Below are 20,796 nucleotides of genomic sequence, written 5' to 3'. Positions count from 1 at the left end.
GTATCACATTTATGAACAACACATTAGCAGACAATATATGTGGCAGTAAAGTCAAAAAGTGGATTTATATTTCGTGCTTTATGCTTTTAAGCTTCCATTCATACTCTCAGAACGACTTAAGTTCATTTAAACAAAAAACTGATAATATTTTAAAACTAATCAAGCTTACTTCGGAAATTAATATTGTCATTGACAGTTTAGAGTTCAATTTGTATAACATTATTCCAATAAGAAATATAGTTTCTGATAGTTCAAGAAAAAAACAAATTGTGGAGGCTTACATTTCTTACCCAATTTCCGGTTTATCTGCATATGATGTCAAGGAAATAATTGATGGGTTACCTGGTAAATCGTTAATTGAAAGAATTTCAGAGATTCTTCATGTCCATTTGGATAAAATAATTATAAAAATTTACGTTCAAACGAATTATTGGTCAGAAGAAACCAAATTCTTTAAAATACAATACGACAAGAAAAAGTTAAAGCAGGTATATCAAGGCAGTGGAATAAGTACAATTAAGGAAAAAGATGTAAGTAGTTTCAAATTGGGATGGGTAACAGAAAAAAGCTTGACTGGGGTTTTTGGATTATATGATACAGCAATGATTTCTGGAAATAATCCGTTTGAGCAACTTGGTTTAGGAAAAAGTCACGCCTTTGCATTTGCTATTCCACTTAAACCAAAAAAATACAAAGTTAAATATAGAATTGCTGATAATTCTGAATTTCATGGTAATGACAAAGAAATAGAACTTAGGATTTTCGATAAAGAATATTTGTCGGTTAGATACGAGCGGTACCTAGAGAATTTTTTGATGAATAAACTAAAACAGAGATACAACGGTAAAATCTCATTTTTGCAAGATGACAATGAGGTTAATTTCAATGCGTTGAATGGAGTTGTAATTGGAAACAAGGAATATTGGGAAAATGTTCAAATCATTTACTTCACAGTTCTTACTAACTTAGGAAGGCACCATGGTCTATTTACCGTTTTTCTTACAATAGATGGAAAATTTGTCAAGATAAGGCCACGCGGAAATGTAAATTCTGAATATATAGATCAAAACGGAAAAGACTTTGAGAATAGTTCATTTTCTGCCAAGTTAAAGGAATTTGGAGGGGTTTTTTTAGATGGTTTTTCTTCTTTTATTGAGAAGGTTAATTAACAAAATGTGAACCTTCTCTCAAATTCTGTTATTCATGCTTTTTGCTTGAAGATGGACTACCAAAAAAGTCTTTTACATCTACGCCTATGGCATCGGCAATTTTCAACATTGTCAAAGCGGTTATGTTTTGTCTACCATTCTCTATTGCTGAAAGGTTTGGTTTTTCCATTTTAATCTCCGCACAGATATCAAGTTGACTGAACCCGGCTTTTCTTCGGTGCTGAGCTATGTTTTTACCAACTTTCTTTAAAAATCGATTTTCCTGAGTGGTCATTTAAGTCAATGTCCACAATTATTGAACAGAGACAGTTATTATATATCATAACCTATAATTATATTAGTAATTTGAAACCATAAATACCCACTATATGAGATTAACTTTATCATTTATTCTGATTTTCTTCCATGTTGGAATCCATTGCCAAGATTATGGAAGTTCAGGCGTTACAAATGCCTTATATAATACAGACAAAAACCTAGTTTTGGTTAGGTCATCATTTAATAAGATAAAAGTTACTTTCAAGAAGGATGAGAAGAGATATGTTAGCCCATCTCACAATGATTCATACATTTATTTTAGGGATAATATTATTGGAATATTGGTTGCCCCTTCCAAGATTACAGAAAGCCAACATATTTTGACTGGTGTAAAGATTCTTAATAATAAAGATGAAGGAGAAAAAATACTCTTCTATTCAAAAGAAAAACATTTGATAAATGTCAACTATGAATCCAATCAGATTATCTGGTCCTATGAAACAGAAAATGCTGAATATGAATGGACATTTGAGAATTTGACCTTGGGTAATGAAGCTGAAATCTTTGACGTGATTGGAATGTTCAAATTAGAAAATACGCCTCTCTCCAATACTTCACAAAATAGTCAAAACTTAATTGGCCTTACTGAACAACAGGTGATTTCAAGATGCTCAAGGAATTTTAAAAAACCTAGATTAATAGACCAGCCTATTGGGAACTTCACTGATAATGGAGATATAGCACTTTTGTTTATGTCAGTAGAAGATGATAATATGTATAACATAGTTATTATTGATGAACATCAAATCTGTAAGTACATTCTAAGCTATTATCCCAATGATTTTTTGGAAAGTATTTCCAAGATTTATAATGAAACATACGGGAATTCAACGGCTGGGCTAACATGGTATGAGCGAGTTGGAGGTAAAAAATACTCTTACACGATTGATTTGATAAGTGCGATGAAATCTGAGAAGTTTGTTGTTCATACAAAACAAGAAAATTAATTTTTTGATTTTTTTCTGCGTTTTTTTCTATAACCAATTCATTTAAGTAACCCATAATCACCCCCGCCCTTTTTCAAAGTTGGGGAAGGTCCCCGACCTAAATTTATAATCAAAAAAAGAGAAAATGGTCAAAGTAATTGATTTTGAAGCCCGAAAGAATGACTTGGGTGAGAGTTTTAATGTACTTATAGTACAAGGAGGTGTAATGCCAGTAATCAGTAAAGAAACAGGAAAGTTCTACGTGACAATCAAGAAGGCATCCGTGCCATGTACATTGGATTCACAGACCTGCGAGGAACTGATAGGTTCAAATCTTGAGGGAACCGTGGTAAAGGTAGAAACAGAACCTTATTCCTATGCAATAGAGGAAACGGGGGAAACCATTCAACTTGATTACAGATATGAATATGTAAACGAAGGAATGTTAGTTGAGCGTGAACACATGGTAAGTGCCAGTGAAGTAAGATAACAAGCTTGTAAAGCAATAAGAACTATAGGAGGGTCAAGATATGGCTCTCCTTTTTTGTTTGAGCATCTACAAATCTATAATAGGAAGTATAACAATTTTTGATATGGAACTTAAAAAAGCAACGAAGAAAGAAATAAAGTTAAGAATTGGTTTAAGCGGAGCATCAGGCTTTGGAAAAACATATAGTGCCCTGTTATTGGCTTATGGCATCACCAATGACTGGACAAAGATTGTTGTCATAGATACTGAAAATGGAAGCTCAAGCTTATACTCTAATCTTGGAGATTTCAACGTTATGAAGCTAAATGCCCCATATAGTCCGCAAAACTATATTGATGCCATTAAATACTGCGAGAAAGCATCTATGGAGGTGATAATAATAGATACCATTACACCTGAATGGAAAGGTTCGGGCGGATGTTTGGATTTACATAGAAAGGCTGGAGGTAAATTTCAAGATTGGCACAAGATTAGTCCATTACACGATTTATTCATTGATACGATCCAAAAGTCAACTTGTCAAGTTATTACTACAGTAAGAAGAAAGCAAGAATATGTTATTGATAAGAACCAACAAGGAAGGTTAGAAGTCAAGAAATTTGGGACAAAGGAAGAAACTCGCAATGGTTGGGAGTATGAAATGACTTTGAACTTTGAACTAATTAACGAACAACATTTTGTCAAAGCGACGAAGGACAGAACAGGCTTATTCCAGAATAAACCTGAGTTTATAATTAATAGCGCAACAGGCAGAAAGTTAAAATACTGGATGGACACGGGTAAAGATTTGGCTAAGGTATTGACACAACCTATTGGAAATACAGGATAAACCCTCAATTTTTGTTGAATAATAAGGGTGCTGGATTAAAATATTATAGCATTTATGGACAAAAATCAAATTGTCGAATTACTTAAGTATTCATCTCCTTACAGAATTTTAGTGGTGGATATTGCGAATAGATTAACTGAGCTTGACTGTCCCTTTACGGTTCGAGCGAGAAAGTCACTTGATTTCATAGAAAAGGGGCAGAAACTTAAGGTTTGTAAGGTACTGCTAACAGAACAAATGACAATAGTATTTCAAATTGAAGAGAAAAGGTTCTATTATCATCACTTCGATATTCTGGTTTAAAACTTATCCTTTAACATTTTAAGAGCACAGAATAATGTCGATTTTCTTAGATTTTTTGATTGGAAGTGCAGATTATTATAACCCAAAACGCTATAAAGGAAAATGAAATAAATTCACCTGAAGCCCTATTAAACCTTGCATTTCAGTGTTTTTTTTTGTATATTTGTAGTGATTTTGGAAGGTCATTCAAGGACTATGTATTCCTAAATGTAAAACAGCAGTATATTCTTCGTACTGAATCCAAAATACCCAATTCCTGTAAATCTTGAATTGTACGGCCTAGAGGGCGGAAACGTAGTTATAGGCCCAGAAGTCGGATTGGTATCTGCAGCATTGAAATAATATGCAATCATAGCGGTGAGATTTTCTCCGATAGGTAAAAAATAGCTTTGGTATAAACTGTGGACAAGTTAATCTTGTGGAGGTGTACGGTCTTTTGACCATCGAACGGCACAGGGAAATCCAAAGTTGAAATCGCCACTTGGCGACAAGAAGGTCAACTCTGATAAAAGGAGTATAGGGGATAGATATGCCTTGTAATCAATAATAACTTCTCTTGAAAAGAATAATCAATTGAAACATATGAATCACATGATGATATATAAAGCAACAAATCTAATCGATGGTTGTCATTATATTGGTGCGACCACAAAGACAATAGAAGAACGAAAACAAGACCACTGTACAAAAGCCCAAAACAACAGCGAACTACCTTTACATACGGCAATAAGGACTTATGGGCCTGAGGCTTTCCAATGGGAATCTATCGATACTGCTTCTACCAGTGATGAACTTGCCTACAAGGAAAAACAGTATGTTATTCGATATAATTCCAAGGATGAAGGTTATAATCAGGATTGTGGAGGGGGATTCAAAAAGACAATATACCAATTTTCAAGTCGTGGATGCTGCATTGGTGAATGGACAGCACTAGCTTGGGCTGCTTTATCGGTTCTGGGCAAGAAAAAAGGGATTTCCAATGCATGCCTTGGGTACAACAAAACCTACAAAGGATATTATTGGAGCTATTACAAAAACTATATCCCAGTTAGGGATTCCAGAAAAAAGCTAGTCTATCAGTATGATTTAAATGGTAATTGCATTGCAATACATAAATCTGTATCAGATGCAAGCAGAAATTCTGGATTGAGTAAGACTTCTATATCTAGGGTTTGTCGCGGAGAAAGAAGTAAAGCGGGAGGATATATTTGGAAGTATGTTTTGTAGAATTGGGGCAACAGAAATGTTACCTTTTTTCATTTAAGGTTACACCAAAAATTTGAGGCTATTTTTTTCTATTTTTCTTTACTTTTTTTAAGTTACTAGATTTGATTGCCTTTTTAGAAGGTTTTTTAATGATATCTTTTTTTTCAGCATGTTTTTGACCCTTTTCAGTTAGAGGTTGATAATCATTTAATTCTGTTGAATTCTTGGCTTGCCAAAGTTTAATAAGACGATGTATTTCAGTGTAACACGGTCTTATTAATGTTATTATAGTGAGGATGGCTATAATTAACGCTAACCATTGTATTAATGAACTATATTTCTCATACCATGGAATTATCGTCAATTTAATTTCATCTTGTTCTGTTGCCCAATTCAATCCGTTAAAGTAGGTGAGAACAATTTCAAAGTAATAATCACCAGCATTTAAATCATCTGCGAGTTGAATTTCAAATCTATTTGGAGGTTTTCCAGCCAAAGAAATTTCATGTCCTATCACAGTTAGATTATTTTCTCTAAATTTATAATCTACATCTTTAAACAGATTAATATAGGGAACACGGGGGCCATCATTAAATAGTGTAAATTTTTCCTTACCAGAATCATCTAAAACATTAGCATATAACATTATAAGCCCTGAGTTGTCAAGAGTACTTTTAAAAGATCCAAAACTAATTTTATCATCTTCATATGTAATACCTCCGATAAAATAGGATTTCTTATTATCAATGAAATTTGATGAAGTATTATAATAAACTTTTACCGTGGAATAATCAATTGCACCATACCCAGAAATATGAAGATTAATTGTTAATTGGTCTCCTGACGATAACTTGGTTTTAGAAGCTTGTAAAACTTGCTTGTAACTACCTGGCCGTGTTGAATTATTACCTTTTTGACTAACACCATAAGTAGACGAGTCAATCTGTTTAAAATTTTGAGTATATATTAATTGGCTAGTTAAATTGATTGTAAGGCAAGTAAGAATAATTTGTATCTTCTGAATAATAAACATATTAGTGAAGTTTTTTAAATAATATTAAAATTAATGAAAGGCGTACAATTCGGATACCTAAAAGGTTCAGAAGTTTATAAATACTTGGAATACAATATTTTATTGTCCTTGGTTCGAGTCCAAGAGGGGGAGCAAAAAAAGAAAAGAGCCGCACTTTAGTGCGGCTTTTTTGTTTTAAGAGGGGTGGGCGAGAAGTTTATCCCGAGTGCAGTTGAGGGGAGCCCAAGAGGGGGAGCAGATCGAGACAGAACCATCCACGGAAGTGAGTGGTTTTTTGTTTGTAAGTATTAGACGGGAAGTCTGTTTGCAGCCCGAATCTTCGACAAAAAAATAGTTTGATATTCGCATCTCTAAATTGCAAAAGAAATCAGTCAAGGCAATTTAGGCCAATAAACAAACCACTACTTCCGAAGCTCGCTGGGCCTAAATCCATATCGTTTAAAAAACGCGTTGGAAAAATTCCCTGCACTGGAATATCCCGCTTCGTAGGCTATGGCGGTGATTTTTTTATCTGTGTTTTGAATATCCTCAAACGCTCGTTTCAATCGGAGGTCTATAAAAAAATCAATGACACTCTGACCGTATTCCTTTTTGAATTCCCGTTTCAAGGTATACTCGTTCAGCCCAGCATGTTGGGCAATGACCTTTAAGGAGAGTTTTTGATCCAAATTGGCAGCAATAAAAGCTTTGGCATCTTCAATATGTTCCCTTTTTGCTGGCTTTTCCTCTAAGAGTTTTTCCGCGTTTTCCCGTAGCACGGGTATGGAATGAAAAATAAGCTCCACCAACTTATGCTTCACATAAACATCACTTAAAGAGCCTTGATACGGATGATTCAAGATTTCTTGGATGATTTCTCTGGTTTTGGAATCAAGAGCGGCATATTTTTTATCCAAAAAGAAAAGGCTGTCATTGTTAATGGCCTGTTGCACGGAAACCAATTCCTTAAAATCCTTCAAAAAAGAATCCACAAAGTATTTTGGGTCTACCCGAAAACCAAAACTCTCGTACACGCAGTCCTTGGGAAATCGGATTTTGCAACATCCCTTTTTTTGATAAAGAATGGCAAATGAATTGGAAGTGATGGGAACGATCATTTCCTTTTCAACAATTAGGGTATTGGTATCCCCAGAAAGCTGATAGTGAAATTGGAGCCAATTATCTGCCCCGTCCACCACAAACTCAACGGGCTCCGTGGTACGAAGGCTAGCATTGTACAACAAAAAATTTTCGAGCTCTTTTTCCGTCCGTTGGCCTCGAAAACCTTTTCCTTCAAGAGTTTTTACCATTTTCGATACGCTTTTCCCACTTATTTTTCAGTTTGCACGGAAACAATAACAATTCCTCCCGATACAATACACACTTTGGATAATGGTTCCATAGCTTGCCAGAAAACCTTGTCCATGAAAATTTGGTTCTATTTTCCCGCCACCATTATGGTCTTTTCCCTAAACCTTTGTTTGGCCCAAGAAGGATTAAATATAAAAAAAGCAACAGGTAAAATCAGTATTGATGCCATTATGGACGAACCGGATTGGGCGCAGGCAGATGTCGCCGATAGGTTCTGGCAGTATTTTCCAAGTGATTCCACACGGGCAGCTGCTGATACCGAGGTGAGGCTTACCTATGATGAAAACAACGTATATGTATTGGCCAAAATGAACAATTTGGGTGACCGCTCCTACGTGACTCCTTCTTTAAGAAGAGATTTTAGAGGGGAAGCCAATGATGTTTTTTCAATTGTTCTGGATACCTATGCTGATAAAAACAACGCTTTTTTGTTTGGGGTCAATCCCTTTGGGGTGCAACGCGAGGGTTTAATAGCAAACGGCGGGAGCCTCGCAAGCGCAAGCACTTTCTCTACTGGCTGGGACAATGTTTGGTATTCCGAAGCCAAAATTTACGACGACTTTTGGTTGGTTGAAATGGCTATTCCCTTAAAGACGTTGCGTTATAAAAAGGAAGCGCCTTACTGGAACATCAATTTTTACCGGTTTGATAGTGAATATGCAGAGCAATCCACTTGGACGCGAATCCCGAGAAACCAGTTTATCATTAATCTCGCCTTTACCCAGGAGCTTGTTTGGGACCAACCCCTAAATCAGAGCAAGAAAAATATCTCCTTGATTCCTTATGGGATTTTTAATAATTCAAAAAACTTTGAGCTGGATTCCCCAACCCAAAACAAGTTTGACTTTGGATTGGACACCAAAATTGGGCTGGGGCCGGCCATGACCTTGGACTTAACCGTAAATCCAGATTTCTCCCAGGTGGAAGTGGATACCCAAGTGACCAACTTGGACAGGTTCGAGATTTTCTTTCCAGAAAGAAGACAGTTCTTTTTAGAGAATGCCGATTTATTTGCCAATTTTGGTCTGGATGGCACCCGACCCTTTTTCTCCAGACGTATTGGCGTAAGTGTTGACCCCACCACAGGGCAAAATCTTCAAAACAGAATATATGGAGGGCTTCGGCTCAATGGAAAGCTCAACAAAAACCTTCGGATTGGGATTTTGGATACCCAGCTCGAAGAAAATGAGGCCATCCAACTACCTTCAACCAACTACTTTGTGACGGCCCTGCAGCAACGGATATTGTCAAGATCCTATATCGGTGGCTTTTTCATCAACAAGCAAGCATTCACCAATACCATTGGAGAGGAGTTCACACTGTCGCCCGAGGAATACAACCGGACGTTTGGACTAGATCTGAACTTGGCTTCCAACGACAATACTTGGAATTCCAAGTTCTTTTATCACCAGTCCCTTGATGAACAAAACAGCAGCTCTGAATTTGCAACTGGGGGTTATGTGAATTACAATTCGTACCGTTGGGAAAGTAACTTCACCTTGCAAAGTATTGGGGCAGGATTTAATCCCGAAGTGGGTTTTGTGCGAAGACGAAACATTTTTCAGGTGACGCCAGAGCTATGGTGGAATGCCTATCCCAAACAAGGAGGAATACAAAGGCACGGGCCTGGAATTTCTGGCGATTGGGTGGGGGACAATCGAAATTTTGAGGATTTGGACTGGAGCCTTGACCTTAATTATAGAGTAAGTTTCAAGAACACAGCAATTTTGAACTTTTCTGGAAGAATGCGATATGTTCGATTACTAAACCCATTTGACCCCAGCGGCCTTAACACAGTGCCTTTGGCTTCCGGAACAGATTACGTCTTTTCCTATGTAGAGGCGGATTATCGGTCCGACGCCCGTAAGAAGTTTTCTTATTTCCTGAGCACCCGTCTGGGAGAACATTTTAATGGGAATCTGTACAACTTGGGGGGGACGTTGACCTATCGCTATCAACCTCTGGGCTTCACTTCACTAAACTTCTCCTACAATAGAATCCGATTGCCAGATGGATTTAATGACTCCGACTTGTTGCTTTTGGGGACCCGCTTTGATTTTACCTTTACCAAAAATTTCTTTTTGACCACTTTTGTGCAATTGAACAGCCAGCTTGAAAATTTGAATATCAATACCCGACTCCAATGGCGATTCAAACCGGTTTCGGATGTCTATTTGGTCTATACGGACAATTATTTTGCTGAAAGTTTATCGAATAATGGAGGGCTGTTGTTTCCAGACATTAGGTTCCCAAGACAACGGGCTATCGTCTTAAAAGTAAATTACTGGTTGAATCTTTAAGCATGCTATGGGATATATCCGCCTTAGTTAAGCGAAGTAAGCTTGTTGATGTATGATATAGCCTTTCATAACATAGGTTCTTTGGACAGTTCGATTATTGGATGGTTGGATTCTCGGTATTTTGGAATTTGGGATTTTCAATTTGGAATTTGACTGAAGTCAATCTCAAAATATTTAGCACCTTCAATAGGGTTATAACGGTAGGGTTCAATTTCATAAAAACCGGCCTTGGTGTACAATCCGATGGCATGGAGCATGCTGGGAAGCGTGTCCAAACGCATTTTTGTATAGCTCAACTCCTTAGCTACCGTTATGGATTTTTCCAAAAGTTGTTTTCCCAGTCCCAGTCCTCGGGCCTCGTTAACCACATACATTCTTTTTAACTCACAAACGGAGCTGTCCAACGCTCGTACGCCAAAGCAACCTACGGGATTTTCTTGGGCATCATAGACCAAAAACAGCACTCCGGTAGGACGTGAGTACTGTGCTTGGAGGTTTTCAATTTCCTGGCTAAAATTTTGAAACTCCAAGTCCACCCCAATTTGGGCAGCATACATTTTGAACAGGCCGGCGGCCTGTTGATATTCTTTCTTCGTTTTTGCTTCTTTCAGTTTCATGGGATACCCATTGGATTAAAGGTACACCCATTACAGCAGTGAAAAAAGAAGCAGGGATTGTTAACAGCTATGTTTTTTGTATAAATTCACCCTTGAGGGCCAGGAACATTTGAAGTGAGATGTCGTTGAGGTAGTTCTTGTTTTCGCCAAAGACTTTTTGAACGTCGTCGGTTTCTTCATTGGCGTCCTCTATATAAAGGATTTCATTTTTATCGCACATTTTCATGCCAATGCTGAATCGTTTTTTCACCTTGTACTTTTTTACTTTGCGGATTTCCATGAGTTAGTTGTTTGTTCAATAATGGGACACTTTTTTTTGTAGTGATGTCACCTATGGAATTACAAAATCGGAAATAAAAATAAGAGTAAAGAATATAGTGTGCTGATAATCAAGCTTTTTTGACTTCGTAGAGCAAAGGACCACCTTTAATCCCTACTTTCTTTTGCCCGGTATTTTGAAGAATATCCATCTGGAACATCTTCTTCCTAAAGTTCCGTTTGTCCAGCTTTACATTTAGTATATGTTCGTACAAATTCTGAAGTTCAGGTAAGGTAAATTGCTTGGGCAGGAGTTCTCCAACAACCAATCGGTCTCTAAGATTGGTCTGTACAAACAAATAAGCATCCTTGATCAATTGCTCGTGGTCAAAACCCAATTGGTCAGGAAGCTCGTCCACATCAAACCAATGGATTTGTTGCACATCGCTACGCAATGTCAGAGGATGGTTTTCAGGTTTTACCAAGGCATAAAAGCAAACTGTGATTACCCTTTTTAAAGGGTGTCTGTCCAGCGAGCTATAGGTTTTTACCTGTTCAAAGTGAATGTCCTTGAAACCTGTGAGCGCAAATAGGACTTTGGCAGCGCAGTCCTCCACCGTTTCGTGGGTCTCCATGACCCCGCCGGGGACCATCCAATGATTCTTAAAATCCCCAACGGTTTTTTTAAGGAGTAGGACCTTCAACTTGTTGTCCACATACCCAAAAACGGTAATGTCCGCAGTAATTGAACACTCAAAGGAGTCCGGTCTAACTTGGATGTTTTGGAGGTCTTTCTGTGTACTCATGGGTAGAATGCTAAAGTAGAATTTTTGTGCTTATAAAAAAATGCATATCTTTATCTGTGTAAAAAGTACACAGAATAATATAAAATTGCAAATGACCATTCCGAAATACGAAGATTTAAAGGGGAAAGTAGCAGTCGTGACCGGAGGTGGTGGCGTGCTGTGCAGCACTTTGGCGGATTACTTGGCAGAGCAAGGCGCCAAAGTGGCGGTGTTGGACTTAAACCAAGATGCAGCAGACCAAATTGCCAGCAACATTATTAAAAAAGGAGGGCAAGCTATTGGCGTAAAGGCCAACGTACTACAAAAGGACAGCTTGGAGTTGGCCCATACTGAAGTAAATCAGAAACTGGGACCCTGCGATATCTTAATCAATGGAGCCGGCGGAAACCATCCCAAGGGAACCACCAGTAAAACCCATTTATTTCCTGAGGACCTTCAGGCCGATGAGGATTTAATGACTTTTTTCAATCTTGATCCAGAGGGAATCCAGTTTGTGTTCAACCTAAACTTTATTGGAACGCTATTACCCACTCAAATTTTCGCAAAAGACATGGTGGACAGGGAAGGATGTTCTATTTTGAATGTTTCCTCCATGAACGCCTATAGGCCATTGACCAAAATTCCTGCTTACAGTGGGGCGAAGGCAGCAGTGAGCAATTTTACCCAGTGGTTAGCCGTGCATTTTGCCCCGGTTGGCATTCGCGTAAATGCATTGGCCCCCGGCTTTTTTCTAACAGAACAGAACCGAACCTTACTGACCCAAACCGATGGGAACCTGACTCCCAGGGGACAGACCATTCTGGAACACACCCCCATGAATCGTTTTGGGGAACCGGAGGATTTGGTAGGAACCACCTTATGGCTTACCAGTAATCAATCCAAATTTGTGACGGGGATTACGGTGCCAATAGATGGCGGATTTAGTGCTTTTAGCGGAGTTTAAACGATAGGATTTATGCAAACAACAAAACATTTAGGGTTAGAGCAGACTTGGCGCTGGTACGGTCCCAATGACCCGGTTTCCTTAGATGATATTGCCATGGCGGGAGCAACAGGCATTGTTTCGGCCCTGCATCATATTCCGAATGGGGAAGTCTGGTCCAAAGAAGAAATTTCCCAAAGAAAAAATGAGATTGAGGAAAAAGGCCTCACTTGGTCTGTGGTGGAAAGTATTCCCGTCCATGAGGACATTAAAAAGCATACAGGCGCTTACAAGGAGTACATTTCCAATTATCAGCAAAGTATCCGAAACTTGGGGGAATGCGGTATTGATACGGTTTGCTACAACTTTATGCCCGTGTTGGACTGGACTCGGACCGACCTTGCATACGCAATGCCAGATGGTTCCAAAGCCTTGCGATATGATGCAGCAGAATTGGCAGCTTTTGAACTTTTTATCTTGAAGAGACCAGAGGCGAACGAATCTTATTCCGGAGCGGAAAAAGATAAAGCTCGAAAGGTATTTGATCAAATGGATGAGGAACAAAAAACCAAGCTCACCCGAAATATAATTGCCGGACTACCGGGCGCAGAAGAGGGTTATACCGTAAATCAATTTCAGCAGGTATTGGATACCTATAAAGGTATTGGAGATAAGGAATTGAGGGAAAACCTTTACGCGTTTATTAAGGAGATTGCTCCAGTTGCGGAAGACTCTGGAGTACTGTTGGCCATTCACCCAGATGATCCACCTTTTCCCATTTTTGGATTGCCCCGCGTGGTGAGCACGGAAACAGATGCAAAGCAATTATTGGGAGCCTATGAAAGTCCCAACAATGGACTGTGTTTTTGCACTGGATCTTATGGGGTTCGGTCTGATAATGACTTGGCCGGGATGGTGGATAGATTGGGGCATCGAATAAACTTTGTCCACCTGCGAAGCACCAGACGAGATGCAGCCGGGAACTTTTTTGAAGCAGACCATTTGGATGGAGATGTGGATATGTACGGCGTTATGAAATCTTTGTTGATGGAACGTGCCAAGCGCCTAAAAAGCGGAAGAAAAGATTGCAGATTGCCCATGCGGCCCGATCATGGGCATCAAATGTTGGATGATCTGTCCAAAAAGACCAATCCAGGGTATTCGGCTATTGGTCGTTTAAGGGGATTGGCCGAATTAAGAGGATTGATGTTGGGTATTGAAAAATCCATGGAGCTATGAAATTCATTACGGAAAACTTTTTGTTGGAAACGAAGTTTGCACAAGAACTTTACCATGGCTATGCCAAGGAGATGCCAATCATTGATTACCACAATCATTTACCTCCAGCGGAAATTGCCTCCAATCATCAGTTTGCAAATATCACAGAAGTCTGGCTGCACGGAGATCACTACAAATGGAGGGCCATGCGTGCCTTGGGGATTGATGAAAAGTACATTACCGGAACTGCCTCCGATCAAGATAAGTTTCTGAAATGGGCAGAGACAGTTCCCCATACGCTTCGGAATCCACTGTATCATTGGACCCATTTGGAATTGCAACGGTATTTTGGCATAGACCAGTTGTTGACGCCAAATAACGGAAAAGAAATCTACCAGAAAACCTCCGATAAACTACAAGAAAGAAGTCATAGCACCTTGGGTCTTTTACAACAGATGAAGGTGGAACTGCTTTGTACCACTGATGATCCTTTGGATAGCTTGGAGCACCACTTAAGCGCTGGACAAAGCAACTTGGGACTACAAATGTTACCTGCTTTTAGGCCGGACAAGGCATATGCGGTTGAAGATGTGAAAACTGTGATGGACTATATTGAACGTTTGGCCGACGTCACAGGGATTTCCATTGCCAACTATCAAGATTATCTAGATGCTTTAAGAAATAGGATTGCTTTTTTTCATCAAGCGGGAAGCCGTTTATCCGATCACGGCTTGGATCAACTGTACTTTTTTGAACCAGGAACTTTTGATGTTGAAACGCTCTTTAAAAAAGTGTTGGCTGGAAAAGCTCTTGAGATTCAAGAAATCCAATATTTCAAATTTGAAACGCTACTTCATCTTTGCAAGGAATACCATAAATATGGATGGACCCAACAATTTCATTTGGGCGCGCTACGGAATACTAACGAACGCATGTTGGGCACATTAGGCCCGGATACCGGTTTTGATTCTATTGGGGATTTTCAGCAAGCGCAGTCTATGTCCAAATTTTTGAACGAACTGGACAAGACCGATCAGTTGGCAAAGACGATCCTTTATAATTTAAATCCATCGCAAAACGAGGTATTTGCAACCATGGCCGGGAATTTTAATGATGGGTCTATCAAGGGCAAGGTGCAGTTTGGGTCGGCCTGGTGGTATACGGACCAATTGGATGGCATGGAAAAGCAAATCAACACCTTATCCAATATGGGACTGTTGAGCTGTTTTGTTGGAATGCTGACAGATTCCCGAAGTTTCCTATCCTTTCCAAGACATGAATACTTTAGAAGATTGCTTTGCAACATTTTTGGGAATGATATTAAAAAAGGCTTGGTGCCAAATGACATTCCTTTTGTGGGCAAGATGATCCAAGATATCAGCTACAACAACGCCAAATCCTACTTTGATTTTGAAAGGAACAATGCAAAGTCGGTAGTTGAACAAACAGCAAATCAGAAATAAAAAATAAAAGAACAATCAAAAACCTTAAATCTGTTGAAATGGGAAAAATCAAAATCAATCTAATTGCGGCTTTTGCACTCCTGGGCCTTTGTTTTACGGGATGCTCGGAAAAGGATGATACGCCATGGACGTATCTTTTTGATGGTGAAACCTTAAACGGATGGAACCAAAAAGGAGGTGTGGCTACCTATGAAGTAAGGGACGGAAGTATTGTGGGTATTACGAAACACGATACCCCCAATTCATTTATGACCACGGATAAATTGTATGGTGACTTTATTCTGGAGTTGGAGTATTTAGTGGACTCAACCATGAACTCAGGCATCCAGATTCGGAGCAACAGCCTTCCATACTATTTGGATGGGCGTGTTCATGGGTATCAAATTGAAATAGATCCATCTGACCGGGCTTGGAGTGCTGGAATATATGATGAAGGGAGAAGAGGATGGCTAAATCCATTGGAAAATAATCCGGAGGCCCAAGCGGCATTCAAACAAAATGATTGGAACCATTATCGGATTGAGGCTATTGGGGACACCTTAAAAACTTGGATCAATGGAGTTCCGGCAGCACACTTAATTGATGACAAAACAGCCGAAGGATTCATTGCATTGCAAGTGCACAGTATTGGAAAGGATAAAGAAGCAGGGACGGAAGTGATATGGAAAAACATTAAAATTTTGACTGATAGTTTGTCAAAGTATGCCAAGCCAACACCGATACAGCCGATCCTAACCAAAAATCAACTTACTCTTGACGAGAATAAAAGGGGATGGCAGCTATTATGGGATGGTGAAACCACTAATGGATGGCGTGGTGCCAGATTGGATAACTTTCCAGAACAAGGTTGGACCATTGAAGATGGAGTACTTTCTGTCTTGGCTTCCGGCGGTGCCGAATCTACTGCAGGTGGAGACATAGTTACGTTGGATACCTATAGAGACTTTGAGCTAAAGGTGGACTTTAGAATAACCGAAGGTGCCAATAGCGGTATCAAATATTATGTGGATACCGACTTGAACAAGGGCCCTGGGTCTTCCATTGGTTTGGAATATCAAATTTTGGATGATGCCCGTCACCCAGATGCGAAATTGGGGAATCACGAAGGCAGCCGGACACTTGCCTCACTTTACGATTTGATTCAGGCCGATATGAATAAACCAGCGAACCCCATTGGGGAATGGAACACGGCACATATCATTTCAAAAAACAATCACGTGGAGCATAGGCTCAATGGAGTAAAGGTTTTGGAATACGAAAGGAAAAGCGATGACTATCGCAAACTGGTATCCGAAAGCAAATATGAGAAGTGGCCCAATTTTGGAGAATCGGACAAGGGACACATATTGCTACAAGATCATGGAGATTTGGTAAGCTTCAGAAACATCAAGATAAAATCAATTATACAAGATTAAGGCCATGGGAACAAGACGAAATTTCATCAAAAAAACAACAGCGGGAACCGCTGCATTGACCATGGGGGGATTAGTTCTTCCCAAAATGGGATACACCAACATATTGGGTTCCAATGATCGTATCAATTGTGCGGTTATTGGGGTAAGAAGTAGGGCAAAGGCCCACGTAAAGGCAATCAGTGCTTTTCCAAATGCCAGGGTACTTTACAACTGTGATGTGGACGATTTGATCATTGAGGAGCACAATGCTTGGTGCCAGAAAAACATTGGATATGTGCCCAAGGTAGAGAAAGATTTTAGAAAAATCCTTGAAGATAAGGATGTGGATGCTGTTTTTATTGCCACTCCAGAGCATTGGCATGCACCTATGGCCATCATGGCCATGCAGGCAGGAAAACATGTATATGTAGAAAAACCATGTAGCCACAATGCCCACGAGAACACTTTATTGGTAGCTGCCCAAAAGAAGTACAACAAAAAGGTACAAATGGGGAATCAACAGCGTTCCGCCAAGACTTCACAATTGGCAGTAAAGGAAATTAAAGAAGGAATAATTGGGGATGTTTATAAAGGAGAAGCCTATTATTCCAATAATAGGGGGTCCATTGGTAAAGGAAACCTTATAGATGTTCCCAAAACCTTGGATTGGGATCTTTGGCAGGGACCAGCTCCAAGAACGGCGTATAAAGATAATGTGCATCCCTACAACTGGCATTGGTTCAGGACTTGGGGGACTGGGGAAATTCATAACAATGGAACCCATGAGATAGATATCTGTAGATGGGCATTGGGCGTCGATTTACCGCAGACCGTTACGTCCTTTGGTGGGAAATATACCTATGATGACGACTGGGAATTTGTGGACAACCAACAAGTGACCTATGGGTTTAAGGGTGACAAATTCATCACTTGGACAGGACACAGCCGAGGAGTTATGAAACCAGAACGCCCAGGACGGGGAATTACCATTTATGGAAGCAAGGGAAGCATTGAATTAAGCAGAAACTTTTATAAATTGTACGACCTTGCAGGAAACCCTATTAAATTAGAGTTTGAAAGAACAGCAAGTGCCACCACCAATACCCAAGGCATTGGTGGGTTGGATGTAGATCACGTAGGTAACTTTTTTGACGCTATTAGAGAGGACAAGGCAATGCATGCTCCAATAGCTGATGCAAGTATATCGACCATGCTCTGTCATTTGGGTAATATGGCCCAAGATGTAGGTCATACCTTAAAAATAGACACGAATACTGGGAAAGTGTTAAATAGTGAAGCCGCCATGAAAAACTGGGCGCGCGAATATGAAAAAGGGTGGGAACCTAAATTATAAGAAACCAAAATATAATGAAGCGAAGGGAGTTTGTCGCAAAAAGTGGTTTGGCCGCAACTGCTATTACTGCAGCTAACCCGATCTGGGGGGCCAATGTACTTGGGAAGAAGGAAAAGAATATTGGTATAGGTGTGATCGGCACGGGAGATAGGGGGGCTGGATTGAGCCCTATTATTCAAGATATTCAAGGGTTGGAGGTGACCGCATGTTGTGACGTACTTCCATTTCGACTGGAAAATGGATTGACCAAGGCCGGTGGAAAGGCCAAAGGATATTCCGACTATAGGAAGCTTTTGGACAATAAAAATGTGGATGCCGTTTTGGTGGCGGTACCCTTCAATGAACATTCCAGAATTGCCATGGATGCGTTGGATGCCGGAAAACACGTGTATTGCGAAAAGACCCTGGCCAAAGGATATGATGGTATTCGAAATCTGATTCATAAAGCAAACAATTCAAAAGCTATTTTTCAAACAGGCCATCAATACCATAGCTCAAGATTATACACCCATGTGGTGGATTTGATCAAACAGGGTAAGATTGGAAAAGTCATTGCTTTTGATTGTCAGTGGAACCGAAACGGAGATTGGAGACGTCCGGTTCCAGATCCCAAATGGGAACGCGCTATCAATTGGAGAATGTACCGGGAATATTCCGGCGGATTAGTGGCTGAACTTTGTTCCCATCAAATAGATTTTGTCAATTGGGTGCTGGAAGATACCCCAGAACAAGTAATGGGTGTTGGTGGCATTGATTATTGGAAGGACGGTCGGGAAACTTATGACAACATCCAATTGATCTATAGTTATCCAAGTGGTGCCAAAGCTACTTTTACCTGTTTGACGGGCAATGCCATGGGAGATTACCAAATTAAGGTCATGGGAGATAAAGGAAGTATAGTTTTGGGCTATACAAAGGCGTGGTTCTATCCAGAAAAAGGATACAAGAGAGAGCTAGGTGAAGTGGATGGAGTATCTGGAGCGACAGTGAACTGGGAGGAAGGAAAGGGAATACCTATCAAGGCGGAACACTTAGATCCAAGCAAACAGGCGCTGATAGATTTTAGGGACAGTATCCTTACCAATAAAAAACCTATATCGGACATAACCACCGGAGCCAATGCTGCTGTTTGCGTGCAGATGGGTCTGGACGCAATGTATGACCAAAAGATCGTACACTGGGATTTTAAGTCCTAAGCTCATTACTCCCAACGTTTAGGCCTAACAAATAGGACTAGGCAAGCCGGAAACGGATTTTGTTCTATACCTTGCATGCTATAACCAACCCTCTAATACGATGAAAAATCTATCCAGAAACCTATGTCTTGCCATTTTTGCTTTTAGTTCGATTTGGGTTTTCGCCCAGAACAATGAACCGCCAAAGGTGGTCTTGATTACATTGGATGGATTACGCTGGCAGGAACTCTTCACGGGAGCGGATTCCCTATTGATTGCCAACAAGGAATATGTGCACGATACGACCCAGCTCAAAAATTCTTTTTGGAGGGCAACAGCAACTGAAAGAAGGAAAGCCCTTATGCCATTTTTTTGGAGTAAAGTGACCTCCATGGGGCAACTGCACGGCAATCGCTCGGTGGGTAGTAAGATGAACCTGACCAATGCAATGTGGTTCTCCTATCCTGGCTATAACGAAATTTTGACTGGCGCCGCTGATGATGCCCGAATCACCAGCAATGACAAATTCAATAACCCCAATACCACGGTTTTGGAACGCTACAATCAAACCGAAACGGGTAAAGGCAAGGTGGCTGCTTTTGGCAGTTGGGATGTTTTCCCATTCATTGTTAACGAAGAGCGTTCCGGGGTTCCGGTTAACGCCGGATTTGAATCCGCCACCAAAAATCCAAATTCAAGGGAGCAGTTTCTGAATAAGTTGCAAGAGCAGATTCCCAGCCCATGGGGTTCTGTACGATTAGATGCTTTTACCCACCATTTTGCCTTGGAACACATGAAAAAGAAGCATCCAAAACTGGTGTACATTGCTTATGGGGAGACAGATGATTTTGCACATGAAGGAGACTATCAGGCGTATCTAAAAGCAGCGAACAATACAGATGGATTGATCAAAGAAATCTGGGAGTTTACCCAACAAGATGAATTTTATAAAGATCAAACCGTATTTCTTATTTCAACGGACCATGGTAGGGGCACCCAACCCTTGGATACTTGGACAAGCCACGGGTCCAATATAAAAGGTACCGACCAAGTTTGGTTGGTGGTTTTCGGCAAAGGGATTCCCGCTTTGGGAGAAATGAAGAGGGAGGAACAATGGTATACCAACCAAATTGCACCTACAATTCTTGACATATTGGATGTTCCGATCAATTCCGACGAAATCAAGGGAAAACCACTGAAGTTTTAAGGTTAAGCAAGTTCTGTCTGCCATTTTGTTGGTTTACGTTAGTTGAAACTCGAAACATAGATCAAAAATTTTGGTAAGACGCTACGCAATGTGTAGCTTTGCTATAAATAATGTAGCAAAACAGAATATGTATGGCATTACCTATTCCAGGGAAACCCGTTAGGGGATCAAAATCCGGGGCGCCGGTTATGGCGCTCTTAGATCTATTGGGCCGCAGTTGGGCCATGGGTATCGTTTGGCACCTCTATAAGGGCCCTAGTACCTTTAGAAGGTTGCAGGAATATTGTGAGACCATTTCCCCAACCACTTTAAATAAGCGCTTAAAAGAATTAAGGGATTCCCATCTCATTGTTAGAACAGTAGAAGGGTATGCGTTGACCCAGCACGGAAAGGAATTGTACGAACTCATTGAACCTTTGGGCAACTGGGCCAAAGGATGGGCCAAGAATTTCAAATAA

At 40.1% G+C, this 20,796-nt stretch carries 21 protein-coding genes; 15 read left to right on the top strand and 6 right to left on the bottom strand.

The genetic code is table 11. From position 1 onward, the window contains the following. The first annotated feature begins 11 nt into the window (after positions 1-11). A complete protein-coding gene (locus FGG15_RS11440) occupies positions 12-1,169 on the top strand; it encodes a hypothetical protein (protein WP_138836318.1) in 1,158 nt (385 codons plus the stop codon). Positions 1,170-1,197: 28 nt separating this feature from the next. On the opposite strand, the gene FGG15_RS11435 is transcribed toward FGG15_RS11440, so the two are convergent. Next, positions 1,198-1,443 (bottom strand): helix-turn-helix domain-containing protein, encoded by a 246-nt coding sequence (locus FGG15_RS11435; protein ID WP_138836316.1) that lies wholly within the window; start codon positions 1,441-1,443, stop codon positions 1,198-1,200. A gap of 94 nt (positions 1,444-1,537) precedes the next feature. Between FGG15_RS11435 and FGG15_RS11430 the strand changes: the two genes are divergently transcribed. The 4 genes from FGG15_RS11430 (at position 1,538) to FGG15_RS11415 (ending at position 5,262) form a co-directional block, all read left to right on the top strand. Beyond that, positions 1,538-2,434, top strand: a complete 897-nt coding sequence (locus FGG15_RS11430) for a hypothetical protein (RefSeq protein ID WP_138836314.1) — start codon at positions 1,538-1,540, stop codon at positions 2,432-2,434. Between the two features lie 124 nt (positions 2,435-2,558). Then, positions 2,559-2,903 carry a hypothetical protein gene (locus FGG15_RS11425; RefSeq protein WP_138836313.1) on the top strand — a complete coding sequence of 115 codons (345 nt, stop codon included), beginning with the start codon at positions 2,559-2,561 and terminating at the stop codon, positions 2,901-2,903. Positions 2,904-3,006: 103 nt separating this feature from the next. Beyond that, a complete protein-coding gene (locus FGG15_RS11420; protein WP_138836311.1) occupies positions 3,007-3,732 on the top strand; it encodes an AAA family ATPase in 726 nt (241 codons plus the stop codon). A gap of 894 nt (positions 3,733-4,626) precedes the next feature. Next, positions 4,627-5,262 carry an endonuclease gene (locus FGG15_RS11415; protein ID WP_237561810.1) on the top strand — a complete coding sequence of 212 codons (636 nt, stop codon included), beginning with the start codon at positions 4,627-4,629 and terminating at the stop codon, positions 5,260-5,262. Between the two features lie 58 nt (positions 5,263-5,320). On the opposite strand, the gene FGG15_RS11410 is transcribed toward FGG15_RS11415, so the two are convergent. Beyond that, positions 5,321-6,274: a hypothetical protein gene (locus FGG15_RS11410; protein WP_138836307.1), complete on the bottom strand. Its 954-nt coding sequence runs from the start codon at positions 6,272-6,274 to the stop codon at positions 5,321-5,323. A 33-nt stretch (positions 6,275-6,307) separates the two neighbouring features. On the opposite strand from FGG15_RS11410, the gene FGG15_RS20375 reads away from it, so the two are divergent. Then, positions 6,308-6,433, top strand: a complete 126-nt coding sequence (locus FGG15_RS20375; RefSeq protein WP_262710835.1) for a hypothetical protein — start codon at positions 6,308-6,310, stop codon at positions 6,431-6,433. A 242-nt stretch (positions 6,434-6,675) separates the two neighbouring features. On the opposite strand, the gene FGG15_RS11405 is transcribed toward FGG15_RS20375, so the two are convergent. Continuing rightward, complete coding sequence (locus tag FGG15_RS11405) at positions 6,676-7,563, bottom strand: helix-turn-helix domain-containing protein (RefSeq protein ID WP_138836305.1); 888 nt, start codon at positions 7,561-7,563, stop codon at positions 6,676-6,678. A 114-nt stretch (positions 7,564-7,677) separates the two neighbouring features. On the opposite strand from FGG15_RS11405, the gene FGG15_RS11400 reads away from it, so the two are divergent. Further along, entirely contained in the window at positions 7,678-9,924 is a 2,247-nt protein-coding gene (locus FGG15_RS11400) for a DUF5916 domain-containing protein (RefSeq protein WP_138836303.1), read from the top strand. Positions 9,925-10,061: 137 nt separating this feature from the next. On the opposite strand, the gene FGG15_RS11395 is transcribed toward FGG15_RS11400, so the two are convergent. From FGG15_RS11395 to FGG15_RS11385, 3 genes are all read right to left on the bottom strand, one after another. Further along, a complete protein-coding gene (locus tag FGG15_RS11395; RefSeq protein WP_138836301.1) occupies positions 10,062-10,541 on the bottom strand; it encodes a GNAT family N-acetyltransferase in 480 nt (159 codons plus the stop codon). A gap of 67 nt (positions 10,542-10,608) precedes the next feature. Next, positions 10,609-10,821 (bottom strand): hypothetical protein, encoded by a 213-nt coding sequence (locus FGG15_RS11390; RefSeq protein ID WP_138836299.1) that lies wholly within the window; start codon positions 10,819-10,821, stop codon positions 10,609-10,611. 109 nt (positions 10,822-10,930) lie between these two features. Beyond that, a complete protein-coding gene (locus tag FGG15_RS11385; RefSeq protein WP_138836298.1) occupies positions 10,931-11,605 on the bottom strand; it encodes an NUDIX hydrolase in 675 nt (224 codons plus the stop codon). Between the two features lie 91 nt (positions 11,606-11,696). On the opposite strand from FGG15_RS11385, the gene FGG15_RS11380 reads away from it, so the two are divergent. The 8 genes from FGG15_RS11380 to FGG15_RS11345 all read left to right on the top strand — a co-directional run bounded on the left by FGG15_RS11380 (position 11,697) and on the right by FGG15_RS11345 (position 20,796). After that, a complete protein-coding gene (locus tag FGG15_RS11380; RefSeq protein ID WP_138836297.1) occupies positions 11,697-12,548 on the top strand; it encodes an SDR family oxidoreductase in 852 nt (283 codons plus the stop codon). A gap of 12 nt (positions 12,549-12,560) precedes the next feature. Further along, complete coding sequence (gene uxuA / locus FGG15_RS11375; RefSeq protein ID WP_138836296.1) at positions 12,561-13,766, top strand: mannonate dehydratase; 1,206 nt, start codon at positions 12,561-12,563, stop codon at positions 13,764-13,766. Continuing rightward, positions 13,763-15,208, top strand: coding sequence for a glucuronate isomerase (gene uxaC, locus FGG15_RS11370; RefSeq protein ID WP_138836295.1), 1,446 nt, complete (start codon positions 13,763-13,765; stop codon positions 15,206-15,208). Before uxuA ends, uxaC begins: the two co-directional genes overlap by 4 nt. Positions 15,209-15,246: 38 nt before the next feature. After that, positions 15,247-16,623 carry a 3-keto-disaccharide hydrolase gene (locus tag FGG15_RS11365; RefSeq protein ID WP_138836294.1) on the top strand — a complete coding sequence of 459 codons (1,377 nt, stop codon included), beginning with the start codon at positions 15,247-15,249 and terminating at the stop codon, positions 16,621-16,623. Positions 16,624-16,627: 4 nt separating this feature from the next. Next, positions 16,628-17,956, top strand: coding sequence for a Gfo/Idh/MocA family oxidoreductase (locus FGG15_RS11360; RefSeq protein ID WP_138836293.1), 1,329 nt, complete (start codon positions 16,628-16,630; stop codon positions 17,954-17,956). Between the two features lie 14 nt (positions 17,957-17,970). Further along, positions 17,971-19,152, top strand: coding sequence for a Gfo/Idh/MocA family protein (locus FGG15_RS11355; RefSeq protein ID WP_138836292.1), 1,182 nt, complete (start codon positions 17,971-17,973; stop codon positions 19,150-19,152). Positions 19,153-19,252: 100 nt separating this feature from the next. Continuing rightward, complete coding sequence (locus tag FGG15_RS11350; protein WP_138836291.1) at positions 19,253-20,338, top strand: alkaline phosphatase family protein; 1,086 nt, start codon at positions 19,253-19,255, stop codon at positions 20,336-20,338. Between the two features lie 131 nt (positions 20,339-20,469). Next, positions 20,470-20,796, top strand: coding sequence for a winged helix-turn-helix transcriptional regulator (locus FGG15_RS11345; protein WP_138836290.1), 327 nt, complete (start codon positions 20,470-20,472; stop codon positions 20,794-20,796).

The sequence above is a fragment of the Flagellimonas algicola genome, assembly GCF_005937185.1.
Lineage (GTDB): Bacteria > Bacteroidota > Bacteroidia > Flavobacteriales > Flavobacteriaceae > Flagellimonas > Flagellimonas algicola.
The sequence above is the reverse complement of the archived record's forward strand: the minus strand, read 5'-3'. Positions and strand labels throughout refer to the sequence as shown.